At 52.6% G+C, this 19812-nt stretch carries 16 protein-coding genes; 4 read left to right on the top strand and 12 right to left on the bottom strand.

Translation table 11 applies throughout. The features are described 5' to 3' along the window. Positions 1 to 3: 3 nt before the first annotated feature. From SH302x_RS23295 to SH302x_RS23250, 10 genes are all read right to left on the bottom strand, one after another. The gene (locus tag SH302x_RS23295; RefSeq protein WP_479365237.1) at positions 4 to 669 is read right to left on the bottom strand and encodes a NuoI/complex I 23 kDa subunit family protein; all 666 of its coding nucleotides are present in this window, start codon (positions 667 to 669) and stop codon (positions 4 to 6) included. Positions 670 to 706: 37 nt separating this feature from the next. Next, positions 707 to 1876 (bottom strand): NADH-quinone oxidoreductase subunit NuoH, encoded by a 1170-nt coding sequence (nuoH, locus tag SH302x_RS23290; protein ID WP_479365235.1) that lies wholly within the window; start codon positions 1874 to 1876, stop codon positions 707 to 709. 71 nt (positions 1877 to 1947) lie between these two features. Then, complete coding sequence (locus SH302x_RS23285) at positions 1948 to 3678, bottom strand: NADH-quinone oxidoreductase subunit G (protein ID WP_479365233.1); 1731 nt, start codon at positions 3676 to 3678, stop codon at positions 1948 to 1950. 60 nt (positions 3679 to 3738) lie between these two features. After that, entirely contained in the window at positions 3739 to 5070 is a 1332-nt protein-coding gene (nuoF, locus tag SH302x_RS23280) for an NADH-quinone oxidoreductase subunit NuoF (protein ID WP_479365232.1), read from the bottom strand. After that, the gene (locus SH302x_RS23275; protein WP_479365230.1) at positions 5067 to 5546 is read right to left on the bottom strand and encodes an NADH-quinone oxidoreductase subunit NuoE family protein; all 480 of its coding nucleotides are present in this window, start codon (positions 5544 to 5546) and stop codon (positions 5067 to 5069) included. The genes nuoF and SH302x_RS23275 overlap by 4 nt, the downstream gene beginning before the upstream one ends. Next, the gene (locus tag SH302x_RS23270; RefSeq protein ID WP_479365228.1) at positions 5543 to 6763 is read right to left on the bottom strand and encodes an NADH-quinone oxidoreductase subunit D; all 1221 of its coding nucleotides are present in this window, start codon (positions 6761 to 6763) and stop codon (positions 5543 to 5545) included. Before SH302x_RS23270 ends, SH302x_RS23275 begins: the two co-directional genes overlap by 4 nt. A 12-nt stretch (positions 6764 to 6775) precedes the next feature. After that, entirely contained in the window at positions 6776 to 7270 is a 495-nt protein-coding gene (locus SH302x_RS23265; RefSeq protein WP_479365227.1) for an NADH-quinone oxidoreductase subunit C, read from the bottom strand. Between the two features lie 68 nt (positions 7271 to 7338). Continuing rightward, the gene (locus tag SH302x_RS23260) at positions 7339 to 7941 is read right to left on the bottom strand and encodes an NADH-quinone oxidoreductase subunit B (protein ID WP_479365225.1); all 603 of its coding nucleotides are present in this window, start codon (positions 7939 to 7941) and stop codon (positions 7339 to 7341) included. Further along, positions 7926 to 8306, bottom strand: a complete 381-nt coding sequence (locus tag SH302x_RS23255; protein WP_479365223.1) for an NADH-quinone oxidoreductase subunit A — start codon at positions 8304 to 8306, stop codon at positions 7926 to 7928. Before SH302x_RS23255 ends, SH302x_RS23260 begins: the two co-directional genes overlap by 16 nt. A gap of 721 nt (positions 8307 to 9027) precedes the next feature. Further along, positions 9028 to 10452 (bottom strand): ammonium transporter, encoded by a 1425-nt coding sequence (locus SH302x_RS23250; RefSeq protein ID WP_479369309.1) that lies wholly within the window; start codon positions 10450 to 10452, stop codon positions 9028 to 9030. 568 nt (positions 10453 to 11020) lie between these two features. Here SH302x_RS23250 and SH302x_RS23245 point away from each other — a divergent pair. The 4 genes from SH302x_RS23245 to radC all read left to right on the top strand — a co-directional run bounded on the left by SH302x_RS23245 (position 11021) and on the right by radC (position 16261). Beyond that, positions 11021 to 12292: a hypothetical protein gene (locus SH302x_RS23245; protein ID WP_479365221.1), complete on the top strand. Its 1272-nt coding sequence runs from the start codon at positions 11021 to 11023 to the stop codon at positions 12290 to 12292. A 16-nt stretch (positions 12293 to 12308) separates the two neighbouring features. Beyond that, a complete protein-coding gene (locus tag SH302x_RS23240; RefSeq protein WP_479365220.1) occupies positions 12309 to 14168 on the top strand; it encodes a S1C family serine protease in 1860 nt (619 codons plus the stop codon). 119 nt (positions 14169 to 14287) lie between these two features. Beyond that, positions 14288 to 15304, top strand: a complete 1017-nt coding sequence (locus SH302x_RS23235; RefSeq protein WP_479365218.1) for a S1C family serine protease — start codon at positions 14288 to 14290, stop codon at positions 15302 to 15304. 12 nt (positions 15305 to 15316) lie between these two features. Continuing rightward, positions 15317 to 16261, top strand: a complete 945-nt coding sequence (gene radC, locus SH302x_RS23230; RefSeq protein ID WP_479365216.1) for a RadC family protein — start codon at positions 15317 to 15319, stop codon at positions 16259 to 16261. Between the two features lie 9 nt (positions 16262 to 16270). On the opposite strand, the gene miaB is transcribed toward radC, so the two are convergent. Continuing rightward, on the bottom strand, positions 16271 to 17716 hold the full coding sequence (gene miaB, locus SH302x_RS23225; RefSeq protein ID WP_479365215.1) for a tRNA (N6-isopentenyl adenosine(37)-C2)-methylthiotransferase MiaB: 1446 nt from the start codon (positions 17714 to 17716) through the stop codon (positions 16271 to 16273). A gap of 114 nt (positions 17717 to 17830) precedes the next feature. Beyond that, positions 17831 to 19756 carry a sulfatase-like hydrolase/transferase gene (locus SH302x_RS23220; RefSeq protein ID WP_479365214.1) on the bottom strand — a complete coding sequence of 642 codons (1926 nt, stop codon included), beginning with the start codon at positions 19754 to 19756 and terminating at the stop codon, positions 17831 to 17833. Positions 19757 to 19812: the final 56 nt, after the last annotated feature.

Raw genomic sequence — 19812 nt, 5'->3', positions numbered from 1 at the left:
TAACTAGCCGTGCTTGCCGCGACCTGGAGGTGGCGGAGCGTTCTTTGCTGTATCCGCGGACTCCGATGCCGGTCCAAGTAATCCGCGATGGGTTCGGATTGGGTCCTTACCAGCATCTTTGGTTTCGTCGTAGACCTGCAACAGCTTCTCTTTGTCGAACATCATCTGCTCGCGGCTCATCCCCGTCAAATCGTAAATGCTCGTCAGCTCGATGGCATCTACCGGGCAGGCTTCTTCGCACATGCCGCAGTAAATACAACGCAACTCGTCTATGACAAACTTTGCGGGGTACTTGTCGCGGTCAGACCAATTAGGATCGTCTTTCGCATCCGTGGCCGCTTCAATCTCAATACAGTTAGCGGGACAGGCAGTTTGGCACAAAAAGCATGCGACGCATTTCACGCGGCCTTTATCATCGCGATTCAAGCGATGGACACCACGGTAGTTCGGTGGAATTTCCGGTTCGACTTCAGGGTACTGCCGCGTTTGACGCTTGTTAAATGAAAACGCGTGCTTCAGTGCAGTGCCGATGCCAGCCGCAATCGCAGGCAGGTAGAGCGCTTCGGCAAGCGTCATTTGCGGATCTACTGCGTAGCTAACTTTCTTCTTTTTCTTGACCGGCGACTCTTCAGGAGAGCCAGTCAAGTTTTCTGCAGGCACAGAGCTCATAGGTAACTCAATAATCTAGGACAAATGATCCAGGAACTTACGCAATAGCAGGTTCGGAAGCAGCACTCTTGGAGGTCTCGCGAATCTTTCGTTTCAGTTGGCTTACGTTAATCATGCCGCCGGCCAACAAGGCTAGCAGCGACACAATCGCCAAAGGCCAGCGAGGTAAATCGAACGTCATCGTGATTGCAACGGCGAACAAGTTGATCAATCCCAATGGAATCAAACCTTTCCAAGCCAGATTCATCAACTGATCAAACCGGAAACGTGGCAGAGCCCAACGCAAAAGCATGATCAGCGCCACCACCCCACCGACCTTGGTCAGCAATACCAATAGCCGCAGCATGTTGGCCGTGAGCGAATTGTCGCCAGCTCCCACCAAACCAGGGAAATGCCAGCCGCCTAAAAACAGCAGTGCGGTCAAGAAGCTGACAGTCACCACGTGGGTGTATTCGGCCAAGAAGAACAATACGAACTTGATCCCGCCGTACTCGGTATGGAAGCCCCCCACCAACTCTTGCTCGCATTCAGGCAAGTCGAATGGCAAACGATTGGTCTCAGCCAATGCGCTGGTGAAAAACAACAGCAGGGCCAGCGGTTGCCACCAGCAATTCCAATTCGCAATGCCATCGCCTTGGGCTGCTACAATTTGCTCGATGTTCATTGAACCAGTCCATGCCACAATGCCTATGATCGAAAGCCCAAGCGGAATTTCGTAGCTAATGAACTGAGCACAAGATCGGATCGCTCCATACAACGAATACTTATTGTTCGAAGCCCAACCGCCCAAAATGATTCCGTATGCGGACAAACTGCTGATCGCAAACATGAACAGCAAACTGATGTCGATTCCAGGTGCAACGATGAAGCGGAAACCTTCAAGGTATTCCGCTGGCACAGGCCCAAATGGCATGACGACCAAAGCGAACATGGCGGTCATCAGACTGAATGTCGGGGCTAGAAAATAAAGAAACGTGTGCACATGCTGCGGTACCACTTGTTCCTTCAAAAAGATTTTGATCCCATCGGCGATCGCTTGGAACAATCCAAACGGGCCGACACGATTGGGACCCAACCGATCTTGAACTGCGGCCGAAAGCTTACGTTCCACAAAGGTCATGTATAAGCCAAGCACTGGCACCACCGCCAAGATGACGGCTATTGCAGCAAGTGTTGGCCATAAGGTAGGCCACAGTTCTGAAAACATAAAGCTGTTGTTAGTTAAGGACTAATTCTTCGTACAAAAACACTCGGAGCAAAAGGTCGAAGTTCGACGCATTAAACTCCCACCGTCTCAAGTTTTTTGGGGGCAAGTGGGCCCAGCACTACGCCTTCGGCTCCTAAATCACCGACGGATAAGCCCGCCAGCGAAGGAATCTTGTCCGCGATTTCTTGTCGCAATAGTTTGGCGTTGAACAAACCTTTGCGTTCGCTGAGTTCCGACAAAAATCGGCCGTCGGCTCGAGCATCTCCTGGGCAGCGAATGGCGGGTCGGATCGCTTGGGCCAACCCGCTGTAATTCACAAAAGTGCCATCGCGTTCCAGGAAAGTACCACCCGCCAACAGGATATCCGCTTGCTCGCTGAGTGAAGAGGCCAAGATGTCTTGCACAATCAGCAAGCTCGCCGCGTTGGCCAAGTACATCAGGTCTTTATTAACCCAACCGGGTGGGTATCCTCCGACAACATACAATGTTTCGGCCTTGCCCATCTTCAAGATGTCTTGGAAGGAAACTACTTTGCCCTCGAAGTGTTTGAGGACCGCTTCAACTCCCTTGCGATTGGGCGCTTTCTCTGAACGGATGATGAAGCGAGCCTTTTCTCGAGGGACCGCCGAACCATCAGGATTCTTCGGATAAACGTCATCAGCACCGGTGTCGATCACTGGCCCCATCGCCAAGCGAACGCCTTTATGGACCGACTTTAGATATGAAGCCAACAAGTAGGCCTCTTCCACTGTCATCATCGGTGAAAGTAGTGCCACAAAACCTGCCGCATTCTTGGCCGCCGCTTGTGCAATTAATCGCCGCGTAGCCGATAGCACGTCGATCCAAGGGTCCGCATAAGCAAGGTCGGGGGTGCCTTTGCCATTAGCAGCGCCGTTGCTGGACACCATCCCAGGCAACATGGACTTTGCTTTTTCCGATAGACATGGACGCGTTAGACGGTTTTCATCTTGCGTATACTTGAATCCAAATCGACCTTCATCGCACATGAAGCTGCCTTGCGCTTTTGGATTTTCGCGAGGTCGCAGACGATAGACTTTGTTTTCATTCTGATCCGCTTCGATGCTGCAACCAGTGGAGCAGCCGGCGCAAACCGAGTCCTGAGATTTCAACCACCACACACGTTTCTTGTACAAGAAATCCTTGCTACACAAAGCACCGACCGGGCACAGATCGACCACGTTCCCTGCTAGCTTGTTATTGCAAGGCTGGTCAGGGAAAACATCGATCTCTTCGATACTGCCACGCGAAACAACTTGCAATTCCGCAGTGCCACTGATCTCACGCGTAAAGCGAACACAGCGAGTACACATCACGCAACGGTCGGTAAAGAGCGCGATCTGCTCGCCAATATGATACTTGTCCATTCGCTGGACTTTCGGTTCGTCCAATCGGCTGTGGGCTTTACCAAACTTGTATGTATAGTCTTGCAGATAACATTCGCCCGCTTGATCGCAGATGGAGCAATCCAGCGGATGGTTGAGCAGCAAGAACTCCAGCGTCATTTCCTGGCTTTGCTTTACCTTTGGCGAATCCGTCTTGATGACCGTGTTGTCTTTGATTGGCGTTTGGCAAGCGGGGACCAGTTTGGGGCCCATCACGACCGAGCCATCTTCCTTGCGCTCGCCCACTTCTACCAAGCACATGCGACACGAAGCAACCACTGACAGTTCATGGTGCCAGCAATAATGGGGAATCTCGACCCCTGCGCGTCGCGCAGCTTGGATCACATTGTCTTTCGAGCCTACTTCAACTTCGACATCATTGACGATTACCGTCGGCATGGATGAGTGCTTATTTAAAAGGGGTTAATTTGTCACGAACCATCATCGATATGCGTATCACTAGTGAGCGGCAGCCAAAGCAGGTGCGCTCGACTTCTTTCCAGACTTGATATAGTCCTCGAACTCACCGCGGAACTTCTTCAGCGCGGTCTTGATCGGCCACGCAGCACCATCGGCCAACCCGCAAATGGTGGTGCCTGGAATCGTACCAATCGAACTGGAGATCTCAAGCAGCGTGTCAAGATCCGATAGCTTGCCATGTCCAGCGCGAATGCGTTCCAAAATTTTGGTCGACCAAGCGGTGCCTTCGCGGCAAGGCGTACACTGTCCGCACGATTCATGAGCAAAGAACCGACACGCGTTGTAAAGCGCATCGACCATACATTGGTGATCATCCAAAACAATGACCGCCGCGGTACCGAGGCCCAAGCAACCGACGCTGCCTGGCCCCGCAAAATCTAACTTGGTATCCAGTTCACTGGCCGACATAAAGCCCATGCTGATACCACCAGGGACGACCGCTTTCACGTTTCGCCCTTTCCAAACGCCGCCTGCGTATACATCGATCAACTCGCGAGCGGTGACACCCAGCGGCAATTCATACAGACCAGGGCGATTGACATGCCCCGAAATACAGTACAGCTTCGGCCCATACGATCCCGCATCGCGAGGATTGTTCGCATCTTTGGGAATGCCGATACTCTGAAACCATTCAGGGCCTTTGTCTAAAATGTGCGTGACGCAAGCCATCGTCTCGACGTTGTTGACCACCGTGGGACGACGGAAAGCACCCTCGATCGCAGGAAACGGGGGCTTGATTCGCGGCCACGCTCGCTTGCCTTCCAGAGACTCAATCAAGCCCGTCTCTTCACCGCAAATATACGCACAAGCACCGCGGTGTAAGTAAATGTCGAGGTCGTAGCCGGTGCCCAGGATGTTTTTGCCCAACAAACCGTCAGCATACATTTCATCGACCGCTTTTTGCAGTGTCCGATAGCAACGGCCATACTCGTATCGCAAGTAAAAATAAGCCGTCGTCGCTTTGGTGGCATACGAACCGATCACGATGCCTTCAAGGACCTGATGCGGGTCTTCTTCGATCAAGATGCGATTGTTAAACGTGCCAGGTTCGCTCTCATCACCATTGATACACATGTAGATCGGGCCTTGGATGTTCTTTGGCAAGAACGTCCACTTCAGACCGGTTGGGAATCCCGCCCCGCCGCGCCCTCGCAGGCCAGAAGACTTGACCACTTCAATCACTTCTTCTGGCTTCATCGCCAACGCTTTGCGCATGGCTTGGTAGCCCCCGTCCGCTTTGTAAGCGGCCAGCGACTGGCAATTGGCATTGATGCGCTTTAGTAAGACAGGCTCAAAATTGGACATGCTCATTTCAAGATCTCCGCTAGGTCCGCTTCGACTTTATCAGCGGTCATATTCAACGACAGTTCATCGTCTACCAAGATGCACGGAGCGCCGTCGCAGGCTCCCAGACACTCGGCATACTCGATGGTAACCGTTCCATCGGCGGAGGTTTCTCCTGGTGCCAAACCCCAGCGATCGCAAAGCTCTTTGAGCAATTCCTCGCCACCACGCAACATGCAGGGCAATGAGCGGCAGATCCACACCCGCTTCTTGCCAATGGGATTTTCTTGCGTTCTGAAGTAGCCGTAAAATGACAACGTATCGTGAACTTGAGCGGGCGACAGTTCCAGCAGTTCCGCAATCTCTTCGATCGCTTTGTTGGATACGCATCGCTTGGCATCATGAACCATATGCAACGCAGGCAAGGTGATCGCTTGCTTGGTCGGATAACGTTCAAACATTTCACGAATCTTCTGCTTGACTTCTTCGCTTAGCTCGCTCATCGATCCAACTCCGCAGCAATAATGTTGATGCTACCTAGAACTGCCACTACGTCGCTGAGCATACATCCGCGAATCATCAGTGGGAAAAGTGCAAAATGTACTAAAGATGGTGGACGCGTTCTCGCTCGATACGCACGGAAGGAACCGTCACCGACAATGTAGTAGCCCAACTCGCCATTGGGCGATTCGGTCGCCGCATAGATCGACTCCGATGGCACATCCATTTGGCGATTGGGCATGATGTTTTCGAAGTGGTGAATCAAGCCCTCGATGCTGCGATAAACTTCGGCCTTCTCAGGCAAACCCGCTTTACCGTTCTCCTCGACAAAGATCGGTCCCGATGGCAAGTTCTCGATCGCTTGTTCAATAATCTTCATCGACTCCAGCATCTCCATCATGCGGACCTGGAATCGAGCATAACAATCGCCAGCAGTCGAACAGCAAATATTAAAATCAAAGTCGTTATAAGCCAGATACGGCTCATCGACACGCAAGTCCCGCTCCACACCGCTGGCGCGTGCGATCGGGCCAGTCGCACTACCAGCAATCGCTTGTTCGCGTGTTAGCAATCCGACACCGCGAGTTCGCTCAATGAAGATCCGGTTCTTCATCACCAGTCCAGCGAAATCGTTGTACGCCCTTGGAAATGACTTGGTGAAATCACGAACCATCTGAATCCAGTCATCGGTCACGTCATACAACAACCCACCCACACGCGTATAAGACGTATGGAAACGCTGCCCCGAAGCCCGTTCGCAAATCTCGTAGATCTTCTCACGCTCGTTAAACGCATACATGAAAGCGGTCACGCCGCCCAAGTCCAACACGCAAGCACCCAAGCACAGCAAGTGATCATGGATACGCATCAGTTCTGCGAAGATCGTCCGGATATATTTGCAACGCGGCGTTAGCTCCAGCCCAATCAGATGTTCTACCGCGTGATGCCAAGCAATCTCATTGGCCATCGGAGAAATATAGTTCATGCGGTCGACGATCGTGACGTACTGATTAAAGTCCAGCGATTCGCCCAACTTCTCAAAACCGCTATGCAAAAAACCGATATCCGGCTCCGCATCGACAACAGTCTCACCGTCCAATTGCAAAACCAATCGCAACGTTGTGTGAGTTGCCGGATGCTGCGGACCAAAATTCAATGTCCACAGGCCTTCCCGCTTTTGCCGGTCCAGTTCTGTATTATCAAGTAGCTCTAGTGCCATGTTAAACGCCGATTAGCCTTCCGCGCGAGTAATGACTGGGAAATTGTGACGTTCGCCACGCCCCTGCTGCGGGTAATCCTTTCGCAAAGGAAAGGAAGCAAACTCCTGTGGTAACAGCAATCGCTTGAAGTTGGGATGGCCCTTGAAGACAATACCGAACATGTCATAGCATTCTCGTTCAAGCCAATCTGCTCCAAACCAAATGTCCGTCACCGTGGGCAATAGCAAGTCGGGCTCGTTCAGAAAAGTTCGCACCGTCAGCCGTGCACCACCATCCACATCCAGCAGCAGGTAGATCACTTCAAAACGATCAACCGCATCAGAGGTTTCCAAGTGATCGACTGCCGTAATGTCGGTAAGCTGATTCAAGTGCAATTCGTCCCGACAAAATCGCAACACCTCCCAAACCTTCGCGGCAGGCACGATCACTCGCTGCTGTCCACGAAATTCGGACCAAGCCAGTTCTACGCCAGGAAACTTTGCCTTGATCTTTTCTGAAAACGTCATACTTTAGTTCGCTTGATTACAACCATTTGCTCATTGCCGCACTGACACACTCGCTCGCTGCGTTGGTCTTAGTGCACAGGATCGTAGTCTGGGTCCTGCAGTTTCAACGTGTTGCGTTCTCGGATTCGCAACAACTCATCCTCGTCGAATCGACCCGGACCCTCAGGGGTATCGCGATTCTGGAACTCTCTCGCGTTGATCGTTCCCGTTTGCTTGATCTTTTCCTGCAAGTCAATGATTGCTCGAATCAGTTGCTCCGGTCGCGGCGGACAACCTGGGATATACATATCCACAGGGATGAAGCGATCGATACCTTGAACAACTGCATACGTATCGAACACCCCGCCAGAACAAGCACATGCACCCATGGAGATACACCACTTTGGCTCAGGCATCTGCAACCAAATACGTTGCATGACCGGCAGCATCTTCATCACAACTCGACCAGCCACAATCAGCAAGTCGCATTGCCGCGGCGAGAACCGCATGACTTCACTACCAAAACGCGACAAGTCATGCCGCGACGCAGAAGCGGACATCAGTTCGATCCCGCAGCAAGCGGTTGCGAAAGGCATCGGCCACAGACTGTTAGCGCGAGCCCACGAAGCTGCAGCATCTAACCGAGTCAGGAAAAAATTGTCGCCAAGCTGTTTGTTTACTTTCGTCGCCATTCAAATACCCCTTTCCGTACCGCTACCAAATAAGCCAGCACGAGCGTCACCAGGAGAATCAGCAAAACACAAAATACGGGAATGTGAAACGCGGGTGGCACCCCTTCCGGATTTCGCAACGAAACCGCCCAGGGATAAAGAAACAGCAGTTCCACGTCAAAGATCAAAAACAAAATTGCCATCAAGTAAAACTTGATATCCAACGGCTTTCTCGCATCACCGACCGGATCCATACCCGACTCGTAAGGCATATCCTTAACGCGAGTCGGACGACGCGGTGCAACCAAATGAGGCAAGCCTAACGATACCAGGGCAAATCCAATGACAGCAACAAGATATATCAGTATCGGTAAATGGCTCGGCACGACTCGCTCGTCTAAATGGAAAGTGAATCCCTCACTTTGTGAAAACTTTCACAAAGTCTTCTCAGGTATTGTAGGCGCAAAGGAATAGTTGTCATCACCCAAAAGCGAAGAGGCGATAAAATTGAGAGGAGTTCTATTTCATGCAACTCAAACCGCCACTTGCGACTGCCAACATCATGACGCGATGGCTTGTAATTCAACGCAACAGGCAATGCAAGATTGATTGCAATTGCTTTCGAAGCGTACGTGTTTGGTTAATGGGGTGGTGAGCAACATCAATACGCGGTTTATGATCGATCAACCTGAATTGTCGACTACAAGCTCATTATTTCACTCGTTCCAAAACGCTCTCTTGCGTCTTGGATATCCACACATCTTTAAACTTTACGTATGCTTTGCCGCCGAAGCGAGGTAGACGCAGGTTAGCCGTGCATCCAACAGGCCAAGTCACTACCGCTGGGCACTACAAACAACCAAGACCGCTTCCTTGCACGAGCGGTCGACAAACTCAACAACAATAACAGATTGCCGCACTAAGCTTCGTTGGCGCTGGCAACATGCAGTCCGCAAACACCCCGACCCGTAGCAGTTGAGGCGCAGTCTCTGCTACGGGCCATTGGGGCGTCATTCGGCCCAGGCAAGAGCCGAAATGAACCGCGGTATCAATGTGTGGGAGCGCAAAGCATGTGGCTTTGCGTACCCCCAGCAACATAGTTGCCGACTACATAGGAGTGCCTTCGCTTGTGTAAGCGTGCATGCCATGCTCCGAAATATCCAAGCCTCGTTGTTCTTCTTCCGGGCTGACCCGCAACAAGCCGATGACTTTCAAAATACCAAATAGTGCTGCCATGGTGACAAACGACCAACCGCAAATCGAAACGGTTCCGATCAACTGAGTCATAAAAGTAGTTGATCCGCTTGCCAGATGAGTGTTGGGCAGAATACCAATTGCCATACAACCCCATACACCACAGATGCCGTGTACCGGAAACGCACCTACCGGGTCGTCAATTTTCAGCTTGTCCAGCAGAACAACGCCGCCCAAGATCAAGCAACCAGAAACGACCCCGACAACAATCGCCATCTCGGTGCTCATACAGTCGCAGCAAGCGGTGATTCCCACTAGGCCACCCAGGATGCCGTTCAGCCCCATCGACAAGTCAGGCTTGCCGAAGATTCCCCAACTCAACAGCGTGGCCATCAAACCACCGGCAGCGGCCGCCAGACTTGTTGTCACGGCAATATGCATGGTCGCATCGATATCGGCTGTGCCTTGGAAGGCCAGTTGGCTACCAGGATTGAATCCGTACCAGCCAAACCACAGGATAAAAACACCTAGCGCAGCAATTGGCAAACTATGACCGGGCATTGGAATACTGCGCCCGTTAACAAATCTCCCGATGCGAGGACCGAGGATCAAAGCGCCTGCCAAAGCGGCGAAGCCTCCCACGCCGTGCACCACTGCCGAACCTGCAAAATCTTGGAACGCAATTGGGAACTCTCCATCTGCGTTAGGCGTACCGAACTGTGTTAGCCAGCCCGAACCCCACTTCCAGTAACCGCTGATCGGATAAATGATTGCCGTTAGCACGGCGCTGTACACCAAATAGCCACCGACTTTCATGCGCCCGGCAACAGCACCAGACACGATCGTCGCTGCCGTCGCAGCGAAAACGGCTTGGAACAGCCAATCAACCTTGGGGCTGAAAGTACGATCGGGTGCCGCTTCATAACCCCCCAAGCCAAATCCGCCAAACCCAAAGTAGGGCGACGGCTCCGCTCCGGTGTAGCTGCCTGGATACATCAATCCAAAGCCAATGATGAAGTAGAGTAGGATGCCGATGCAGATGTCCATCGAATTTTTAAACAGAATGTTCACTGCATTCTTCGACGAGTTGAAACCTGCTTCAACCATCGCAAAGCCAGCCTGCATCAAAAACACCAGAATTGCAGCAATGAACAGGAATGCATTGTCGAGCGCATATCCAACGCCCAAATCTTCCTCTGCCTCTTCTGCCGGCGTTTCGGCAGGCGTCTCGGTCGCTTCCGCCGCAACCTCAGCGGTTGCTTCTGCGGCATCTTGCGCAAATGTCGCAAGCGTCGTTAGATCGGTAAATGATAAAAAAGTGAAGGCAATTAGCGCCATTACGCTCCACAGAGTAGTTGTCCGCGAGGTAATCCTCGTCATGCTGGCTCTCCCGTACTATCAAAAGTTAGAAACGTGCAGAAACAGGTGCCAAGCAACTTTTTCAGTGTTTTTCAGCGCCTGCGTATCCGCAAAAATATTTGCATCCGATCACCTAAACCAATTTTCCTCGTCGACCCCTGCCTGGGCCTTGCGATCAAAATCGTAAGTCGACTCCGATCGGTCCGGTGCTCACTGTTTCAGCCTTAACACTTTGCGCGCCAAACCCCTGCAGCCGACCTGACGTATTTTCGTAAGCTCATTCTGTGTATAGACTTGCGGTTTAATTATTTTGTTAGCATTTAACCCTCGGCCCTATTTGTTGAGCGGGCCTGCCTAGTTAGTAGGCAGGCTTGAGCTTTTCGAGGAATGTTTTGCTGTTTCTTAAACTTTCGGTCCGCTTCTATGGGTTTTAATGGTCAGTAGGCTAGAATTTGGTGCATCCAACGTGGCCTCCGACGATCGCGCGCCACGCTTGCGTTGCCCAATTGCACGGACCAGCCTCCGCCCCCTTCAGAATAGAAACACGATGAAGCTTTCTCGCCCAGCTCAGCTCATTCCAACGGTCAAACGCTACCGTAGCCTGTCCGTCGCCTTGGGGCTTGCAGTGGCCTCGCTTGCTTGCAACCCTGGGTGGGCGCAAAGCGTTAGCACGTCGGACCTGGCTGGCTCGGAAAAGCGGGGCGACCTGCTCCAACTGTCCAGTGACATGGTTGTGCTCGCCACGGCCAATGGTCCCATCGAGCTTTCGGCCAGTGAGTTATCGCGGTTGCAATTGAACGAACCTTCGTCAACCAGCGCCACCAAACTCGAACCAGTAAAAGTTCAATTGACCGATGGTTCGCAACTGCAGGTAGCCACCATCGAAAGTGTCGATAAAGGTTGGCGCATCAAGACCGCGTTGGCTGCCAATAATGAACTGATGCTGCCCGCAGAAGTAGTCTCATCGGTCCAGTTTGTCGAACTGAAAGAAGCCGCCGCAAGCACTTGGAAAGAATTGCTGGCCAGCGAACGCGCCGCGGATGTGCTGGCTGTCCTGCGTAACGATGATCTCGAGTCGCTCAATGGTGCGATCGTGCGGATTACTTCGGACGCCGTGGAGTTTGAGTTAGATGGCCAGCTAATACCGGCTCCGCTAGCAAAAGTCGCTGGGCTAATTTGGCTGCGACGCAACCAAAACAATGTTGCCCAGGCTGTAGAGCTAGTCGGCTTGGATAACTCTCGCTTGCGTGTCAGTAAACTGCAACTGACGGTTTCGGGCAATCAAAAGTTCGTCGAAGCCGAAATGGTTTCCGGCGTGAAGATTTCAATCCCCTTGGCCGCCCTCCAGCGTATCGATTACTCGACCGCTAACTTGCAATGGTTAGATCAATTGGAAGTGATCGAAAGCGTGTCCCAGTCCAACTCGCACCCGGGTATATTGGAAACGTCGCGAAATAAACTGCTTGCTCCAAAGTTCCTCGGAAAAGCGATTTCGGGAGAAGCAGACGTTGTTTCCGAGCACGCTAATCTGGTGTTCGGGGGGCCCGGAAGATTTGTATTTCGCGTTCCCGACGGATACACTCGACTAATGGCTGTCGTACAGCGGAATCGCAACGCGACGGTCCTGACTCCAGTGGTCGTAAGCATCAAATCTGACGGCAAGGAGGTTTGGAGCCATCGATTCGAAGGAGATGCAATGAGAACTGAGTTGGAAACGCAGATTGAACCCAACAAACGTTGTGAGATCATCGTACAATCAGATGTTCCCATGCCATTTGGTTCCCACACAACTTTTGAGCAGCCTCGCTTGCTGCCGTAAACGGAAGACGGATCGTATGCTGGATAACTTCAAAACTCTACGGCGTTCAGGCATCAACCGTTTGGTGTTCCAAGGATTGACGTGCTGGATGACCGTGTGCTGGCTGTCGTTTTTACTGGCAGACTGGGCAACTGCGGAAGATGCACAACCAAAAGTCGGCCACTCGCAAGTGCTCGCCCAACAAGCCAAACGAATTGCGGCTATCCAACTTGCAACGCAATCCACTGTCGGCGTTTTCAGCGATCAAGGCGAAGGGGGGGGCAGCGGCGTAATCATTTCCAGCGATGGATATGTGCTGACCAACTTTCACGTCTCCTCGCCGTTTGGCCATCAGATGCGATGCGGGCTGAGCGATGGTCGTATGTTCGATGCGATCGTTTGTGGTATCGATCCAACGGGCGATCTTGCGCTGCTAAAAATGTTTGAACCGATCGAATTCCCTGCGGCCATCATGGCCGACAGCGATACGGTCATGCAAGGGGATTGGTGTTTCGCGGCGGGCAATCCTTTTGTGCTTGCAACCAATCTGGAGCCGACCGTGACGTGGGGAATCGTCTCTGGGGTGCATCGATATCAGTACCCGGCTCAGTCGATCTTGGAGTATACCGATTGTATTCAGACCGACGCGGCGATTAACCCTGGCAATTCAGGCGGTCCTTTGTACAACGCCGAGGGGCACTTGATTGGCATCAATGGCCGATGCTCGTTCGAGAAACGTGGACGAGTCAACGTCGGTGTTGGTTACGCGATCTCGATCAATCAGGCCAAGTTGTTCTTAAAGGACTTGAAGTCTGGCCGCATCGTCGACCACGCAACTCTGGGTTTCACCGTGGTCAGCGATAGCCAAGGAAAAGTGCTCGTGTCCAATATCCTCGAGTCCAGTGATGCTTATCGCCGCGGCTTGCGATACGACGACCAGATCTTGAGCTTTGCCGGGAAAGATGTGCAGTCCGTCAATGAACTGAAGAATCTGTTGGGCATTTTTCCCGCTCGATACCGTGTCCCTATCCGCTTCAATCATAACGGCAAGATCATCGACACTTGGATTCGCTTGCAAGCCTTGCATTCCGAAGAAGAGTTATTGGCTATTGTGAAAGGCGAACAAGCTGCGGACCAACCGCCGCCACGCAAGAAACCGGATGCACCGAAAGAGGCAGAACAAGAGGATGCGCCCAAGCTGGAAAAAGACGCAAAAGAAAAAGCGGAAGAGCTGGCGAAACACCCCACTTTCCAGAAGTATGCCCAGCGACCTGGCTACAGCAACTATTATTTCAATACCTTTGAACTGGATCGCATCAGTGCGCTCAATCCAAGCCGACAGGCATGGCAAAGCTCGCCTAACCGCTTGGAAACCACAGGCAAATTTCTCGCCGAATCGACAACCTTTTCCATCAACCATTCGGGACAAACCATCAAAGCAACCATCGGCGACAAATCGCTGGTGACCCAAGCTCGAACCGGCGGCAGTCGTTGGTTAGAGGCCCGCAACCTACAAGCCATCGGACTTGCAATTCACACGTGGCGACAGTGGCAGACAAAGAAACCCCAAGAGATCGGTGCTACCGCTTACATCGGCGGTGGGGTAGTGATCGGCGAGGAAGAACCCTTGGATCTCACGCAGATTACGACCAGTGACTATGAAGCATTTATCTACACCAACAACTCTGATGGCCGTATTCGACTGATCGAACTGGCAACCGACTGGCGAGATGAACGTTTCGAGTTCTACATCGAATCCTATCAGACTATCGATGGCAAAGAGTTCCCGAAATTGGTTCGTATCGGATACGGTTTGGAAAACTTGCTCCCCGCGGAATTTTCGACCCTGATGCTGACCGATTCCGAGGAAACTGAGAAGGCTGAGGCAAATCTATGAGTGCGCATCGCCACCCAACGTGTTTAAGAACTTGGGCTCGCAATTCAACGACCTGCGACACATTCCGCAAGCACTCGGCCCCAACCCTACCCCCCCCTGCGATGATGTTGAGGTCTGCCATGGGACTATGCAAAATGCTAGGAGCGATCGTTGCTTGGTCCATATTGCTTCCGCAAGTGTTGGCCGTGGATGTCGCTATGAATCAGTCCAGCGCGATGGCCAAATTGGTACAACCCAAGCTAGTGAAAATCTACGGCGCTGGTGGATTTGGCGGGTTGGAAAGTTATCAGTCGGGGTTCTTCATCAGCGATCAGGGCCACATCTTGACCTCCTGGAGCACAGTATTGGACGTCTCGGTTGTGCGTGTCGTCACTTCAGATGGCCGGCGTCATGATGCTACGATTGTCGGCAGCGATCCAAGCACCGAACTGGCTGTCCTCAAGATCGGATTAGAGGGCAACGAGTACTTTAAGATCGATGAATCGGTACCCGTGACTCCAGGCACGCGCGTGTTCGCTTGCAGCAACCTTTTCAATATCGCAGCGGGGCGTGAACCCGTGAGCATTCAAAAAGGGATCGTGATGGCCACCACGCAGTTGTCTGCGCGGCGAGGACGCTTGAAGACCATCTATCAAGGGCCTGTGCTCGTTCTGGATGCGATGACTAATAATCCGGGTGCTACTGGCGGCGTAGTCGTCGATCTGCAAGGCCGCGCTGTCGGCCTATTAGGCAAAGAACTGCGTGACGAAGGAGCTGGGATCTATATGAATTTTGCTTTGCCCGCCAGTGTCTTGGCAGGGTCTGTCAAACGCATCCTCTCCGGAGAAGTCGTCTTGGCTGAACGAAACAAGCAACTGCAACCCGCCAGCGACCCTCACACCTTACCCGCCTTAGGCATCACGCTGGTCCCGAATGTCCTGGCGAAAACGCCATCGTTTATCGACCAAGTCCAACGGGGTTCGATCGCCGAGCGGAGCGGTTTGCTGCCCAACGATTTGGTCTTGCTGTTAAATAATCAACGAATCGATTCACAAAAAACGTTGCGAGAGATGTTGGCGACCGTCAATCGAAATGATAGCTTTAACCTGTTGGTACAACGTGGCCAAGAAATTGTACAAATCGAGGTTAAACCGTAAGAACTTGCTGGCATGTCTGATCGCGAATCGAAACTGCACTCGGTCTTGGGATTGCTTCGCTCAAGTGACCGGTTTTCCATAGGCGAGGCGGCCGAGCGGTGTAATGGACTGACCAAACGCTTTGTTCGCGAAACGTTGAATCAGCTAGTCAAAGACGGAATCCTGCAAGCGTATAACACGGAAGACGACACGACCTTTGTTTGGAAGGCGGCTCCCACCGAAGAAGTCATTGCCACTTGGGTCCAAAGCCAGATTCGCGGCGGACAAGTCACCCAAACACCGCTGGACGAACGGCCCCGCGAAAGAATGCTTCGCGATGGGCCTTCGCATTTAACCACCGCCGAACTGTTGGCGATCTTGATCCGAGTTGGTATTCGCGGCGAATCAGCAATTGAATCGGGTCGCAAGATTGCAAATTACTTTGCCGAATCGTTGCCGCATTTGCGTCAACAATCGGTGGCCGAGTTGCGGCAGATCAGTAAAGCGGTCAATCGCGCTAGTTACGCGCAGATTATGGCCGGGATCGAGTTAGGGCGTCGGATTGCGGCTGCCGAATCGCGTCAGAAGCGAGCGAATTTCAAAATCACGGGCAGTGCCTCGGCCGTTCAATACTGCATGGACGCCTTCCACTTTCTGGCGACCGAAGGCGTGCAAGAAGAATTCCATATCGTGACGCTGGATACCAAACACAAGCCCATTCGCACTCACCGCATCACGGTTGGAACGTTGGACGCAAGCCTGGTTCATCCACGCGAAGTCTTTCGCCCAGCGATTCGCGATGCGGCCAGCGCGATGTTGTTGGTACATAACCATCCCAGCGGGGATTCGACTCCCAGTCGCGAGGATCGTCAAGTGACGACGCGGCTGATGGAAGTCGGAAAAATGGTTGGGATCGAAGTGCTGGATCACATCATTGTGACACGCAACGGCGGCATCAGTCTGCTGGAAACCGGTTAAGCCGCTCGACTAACGGCTTAGCATCAAAGGCACCACCTCAGGACTTTCGTCCACGGTGACTACGGAACCAAAAAGCGTGAAGGGGGAAACATCGTGGATGGCAATCGGCAATAATTGTCCAGCTTGCCGCTCATTGCCTTCCCAAACGACAATACGATCGCAAGGAGTGCGGCCAGTCATTTGTCGAATTGGTCCTTCTTCTTTCTTTCGCACCGACCACTTGCTTGGCCCTTCTACCAGCACTTCGACGTGGCGGCCCAACAGTTTCATGTTCTCTTGCAAGCAGACGCGGTTTTGGACTTCCAGCAACGCATGGTTACGCTCTTGCTTAACAGCTTCAGGCACATCGTCGGGCAGCAAGCCAGCGGCCTTTGTCCCCGGTCGCACGCTGTATTGGAAGATGAACGAATTCTTAAATCGACAACGCTCGATCATCTGCATTGTCTGTTGGAAGTCTTCGTCGGTTTCGCCACAGAAGCCAACGATAAAATCGCTGGCGACCGAGGCTTCGGGCATGATCGTGTAGATTCGATCCATCATCTCGTAGTAATCGGCAGTCGTGTAGCCACGTTTCATACGTTGTAACACCGCGTCACTCCCGCTCTGTGCAGGCACGTGGAGGTACGGCGAGCATTTAGGCAAGTCTCGAACGGTCTTAAGCAAATCTTCCGTCATATCTTTGGGATAGTTGGTGACGAACTTGATCCGTTCGATGCCTTCAATCGGATGAAGTGCATTCAGCAAATCGGCGAGCCGAGTCGTCTTTTCTCCTTGTCGGTAACGATAAGAGTTGACAGTTTGCCCCAGCAGCACGATTTCTTTGCACCCTTGTTCGGCCAACGTTTGAGCTTCCGCAATGATTTGCTCGGGAGGCCGGCCTTGTTCAGGCCCGCGCGTCATGGGTACGATGCAATACGTACAGAACTTGTCGCAGCCAATTTGGATACGCAGATAAGCTTGAAAAGGGGTTGGACGCATTTCTGGATCACGCAGCGGGTCGAATGTCTCGTGACTGCGGCGAATGTCCTCCTGCGTCCCATCTTTGCGAGACAAACTCACAGCCAGTTGCTGGCCATCCCCAGATTGCACGCGTTCCATCAAGTCAGGAATGCGATGCAGTTGCCCAGGGCCAACGACTAAATCGACGAATGGAGCTCGCTCAAAAACATGGCGTTGGTCTTTCTGCGCCATGCAGCCCATCACACCAATGACCTTCTCGGGATGCTCGAGCTTCAATTGTTTGAGCCGAAACAAATTGTGATACGCTTTCTCTTCGGCGTGCTCGCGAACGCTGCATGTGTTGAACAGAATCGCGTCCGCTTGTTCGGGTTGCTGCGTGAGTTCATAACCTCTTTTGCGCAGTGCAGCGACAACCATTTCGCTGTCCAAGACATTCATCTGACAGCCGACTGTCTCAATGTAAAGATGCTTTTTAGCGATTGTTTCATTCGACATGACGATTTGTTAACCCTAATTATGTGCTTCGTATCAACCAGCAAGCTCCGGATTTTAGCTGCAATCGCGTTGGCTCGGAAGCGCGAAAAACGAAGTAAGCTTTGTTTCTAAAGCCTAATCCTGCCTTCGCCAAAGCATTCCCAGGGTTTCAATCGACAGCACTTCCTCATACATCGCGGCCGTCCCGTAAAAACCCGCCAATGGCTCCGTTGTTACTTGCAGTGTCAGGTCGCGTGACACGTCAAATGGATTGGTCCCACCCCGGCCGCCAAATGCAGGCGTGCAAGCACCGTTGTTCATGACAAAACCCAGGCTCTGTAGCCGAGAATCGTGGCTGCCATGCAATCCAATCGGTTGCAATCGCGGCTGCAGCCCATCCAACAATGGTGCCCATCGACAATCTGTCGAACCCACAATAAACGTCCTACGGCTGCCATCGCCTTTCCCGGGCTTGATAGTGTCGAATCGTAAACTAGTGACTACGTTGGGACTCTGCCGCAAATATCCCACGGCAACACCAGCTAGGCTTTCGTCGTCAGCCAAAACCAAGCGAAATGCTTTGGAGTCTTCGCGATTGCCCGCACCAAAAGTCGCGGCCTTCGTCAGGCCTTGCGCCGCCAGCAACTCGTCGTTGACGGACTGCTCATCTAGCTGCACCGCTTGCCATTGCGGCGGGACGAAACCTCCTTCACCTGCCGCGTCCAACTCGAACTGCAGCGTGTCTCCATGCGCAACTTGCAACTTAGACAATCTGTCTCGTAGGGCCTTGATGCGCTCAGCTTGAATCGGATCGCTACTTAGGTCATTTAGTTCGTCGGGGTCCGTGTTCAAATCGTACAACTGTATTCGTTGAGCTTTCGGATAGACGATCAGTTTCCAATGACCCTCACGAACTGCGCGTTGCGAATCCTGGTAACTTAACATTACCGCATCTCGCGGGCCTGGCTGAAGATCAACGAGCATCGGCGCGAAACTTAATCCGTCTAGACCCTGTGGTTTATCAACGCCTGTTAGATCACACAAGGTGGGATACAAGTCCATCAGATACACGGGATCACGGTGGTGTCCCTTGAGTACTCCAGGGCCAGCGATCAAGCAGGGGGCTTTGTAGCCATGCTCATACACATTTTGTTTCCCCATCAAACCATGGCTGCCCATCGATAAACCATGATCGGACGTGAACACCACGATCGTATTGTCTAGCTGGCCTGATGTTTGAAGCTCATGGAATAATCGTCCCATGTTAAAATCCAACGTGCTGATGCACGCATAGTAATCGCGCCATTGGTCCATCAATACTTGTTCCGTCCGTGGCCACATGGCAGTCCATTCGTCGCGAACCAGGACGGCTCCATTGTCAAAGGGATGAGCCGGCAGAACATTGCGTGGTAGAGCCAGCGAGCGGTCTTGGTATCTTGCCAGGGCGGCTGCAGACGCGCTGCGCGGGTCGTGCGGCATCGCGAACTCAAGCCACATCAGCCAAGGCTTCGTTGTCTGCCGTTGGTCCAAGAACTCCAGCGCGTCATCGACAACAACCTTGCCCGCCTCCATCGACCAACGAACCGCGAAATCGTCTAGATAATGTGAGTGATCGAATTGTTCATGGATCAGCTTTGCTGTGTTCTCTCGCTTGCCATGATGATAAGTTTCATATCCAGCTCGACGAAAGGTCGCTGGCAAAGTGCTTTCGTCGGCAGGTGCAAAGGTTGCCGCGGTGGAGCCAGGCGCCGACCAACGGAAATAAGTCTTTCCCGATAGCATCATGTTGCGACTGGGTTGGCAAACCGCTCCGGAATTGGAGCCCAAGCAATACATCGATTGCACATGGAAACCACGTTCAGCGAGTTGGTCAAGATTCGGCGTCTCGACATCCGGATTCCCCAAAGCGGCGATGGTGTCGCTACGCTGGTCGTCCGCGATCAGAACCAGCACATTGGGCCGGGCGTAAGCAGTTACCGAATGCAGAAGGCACACGGCAGCAATTGCTGATGCCAGCGACATCGACCGGATCACGATATGGGCAAGAGTTTTTCGTTTCATGCCTACAGATTATAGCCCAAGCCGCGGCCAGCGTGTGAACGCACAGCAAGCCAATG

The organism is Njordella calcicola (genome assembly GCF_056494125.1).
This window is presented reverse-complemented; position numbering and strand designations above follow the sequence as displayed.

Bases quoted from the DNA above. Each gene is read 5' to 3' on its own strand.
- SH302x_RS23295 (WP_479365237.1), bottom strand. From the start codon at position 669: ATGAGCTCTGTGCCTGCAGAAAACTTGACTGGCTCTCCTGAAGAGTCG.
- nuoH (WP_479365235.1), bottom strand. From the start codon at position 1,876: ATGTTTTCAGAACTGTGGCCTACCTTATGGCCAACACTTGCTGCAATA.
- SH302x_RS23285 (WP_479365233.1), bottom strand. From the start codon at position 3,678: ATGCCGACGGTAATCGTCAATGATGTCGAAGTTGAAGTAGGCTCGAAA.
- nuoF (WP_479365232.1), bottom strand. From the start codon at position 5,070: ATGAGCATGTCCAATTTTGAGCCTGTCTTACTAAAGCGCATCAATGCC.
- SH302x_RS23275 (WP_479365230.1), bottom strand. From the start codon at position 5,546: ATGAGCGAGCTAAGCGAAGAAGTCAAGCAGAAGATTCGTGAAATGTTT.
- SH302x_RS23270 (WP_479365228.1), bottom strand. From the start codon at position 6,763: ATGGCACTAGAGCTACTTGATAATACAGAACTGGACCGGCAAAAGCGG.
- SH302x_RS23265 (WP_479365227.1), bottom strand. From the start codon at position 7,270: ATGACGTTTTCAGAAAAGATCAAGGCAAAGTTTCCTGGCGTAGAACTG.
- SH302x_RS23260 (WP_479365225.1), bottom strand. From the start codon at position 7,941: ATGGCGACGAAAGTAAACAAACAGCTTGGCGACAATTTTTTCCTGACT.
- SH302x_RS23250 (WP_479369309.1), bottom strand. From the start codon at position 10,452: ATGGCGCTAATTGCCTTCACTTTTTTATCATTTACCGATCTAACGACG.
- SH302x_RS23245 (WP_479365221.1), top strand. From the start codon at position 11,021: ATGAAGCTTTCTCGCCCAGCTCAGCTCATTCCAACGGTCAAACGCTAC.
- SH302x_RS23240 (WP_479365220.1), top strand. From the start codon at position 12,309: ATGCTGGATAACTTCAAAACTCTACGGCGTTCAGGCATCAACCGTTTG.
- SH302x_RS23235 (WP_479365218.1), top strand. From the start codon at position 14,288: ATGGGACTATGCAAAATGCTAGGAGCGATCGTTGCTTGGTCCATATTG.
- radC (WP_479365216.1), top strand. From the start codon at position 15,317: ATGTCTGATCGCGAATCGAAACTGCACTCGGTCTTGGGATTGCTTCGC.
- miaB (WP_479365215.1), bottom strand. From the start codon at position 17,716: ATGTCGAATGAAACAATCGCTAAAAAGCATCTTTACATTGAGACAGTC.
- SH302x_RS23220 (WP_479365214.1), bottom strand. From the start codon at position 19,756: ATGAAACGAAAAACTCTTGCCCATATCGTGATCCGGTCGATGTCGCTG.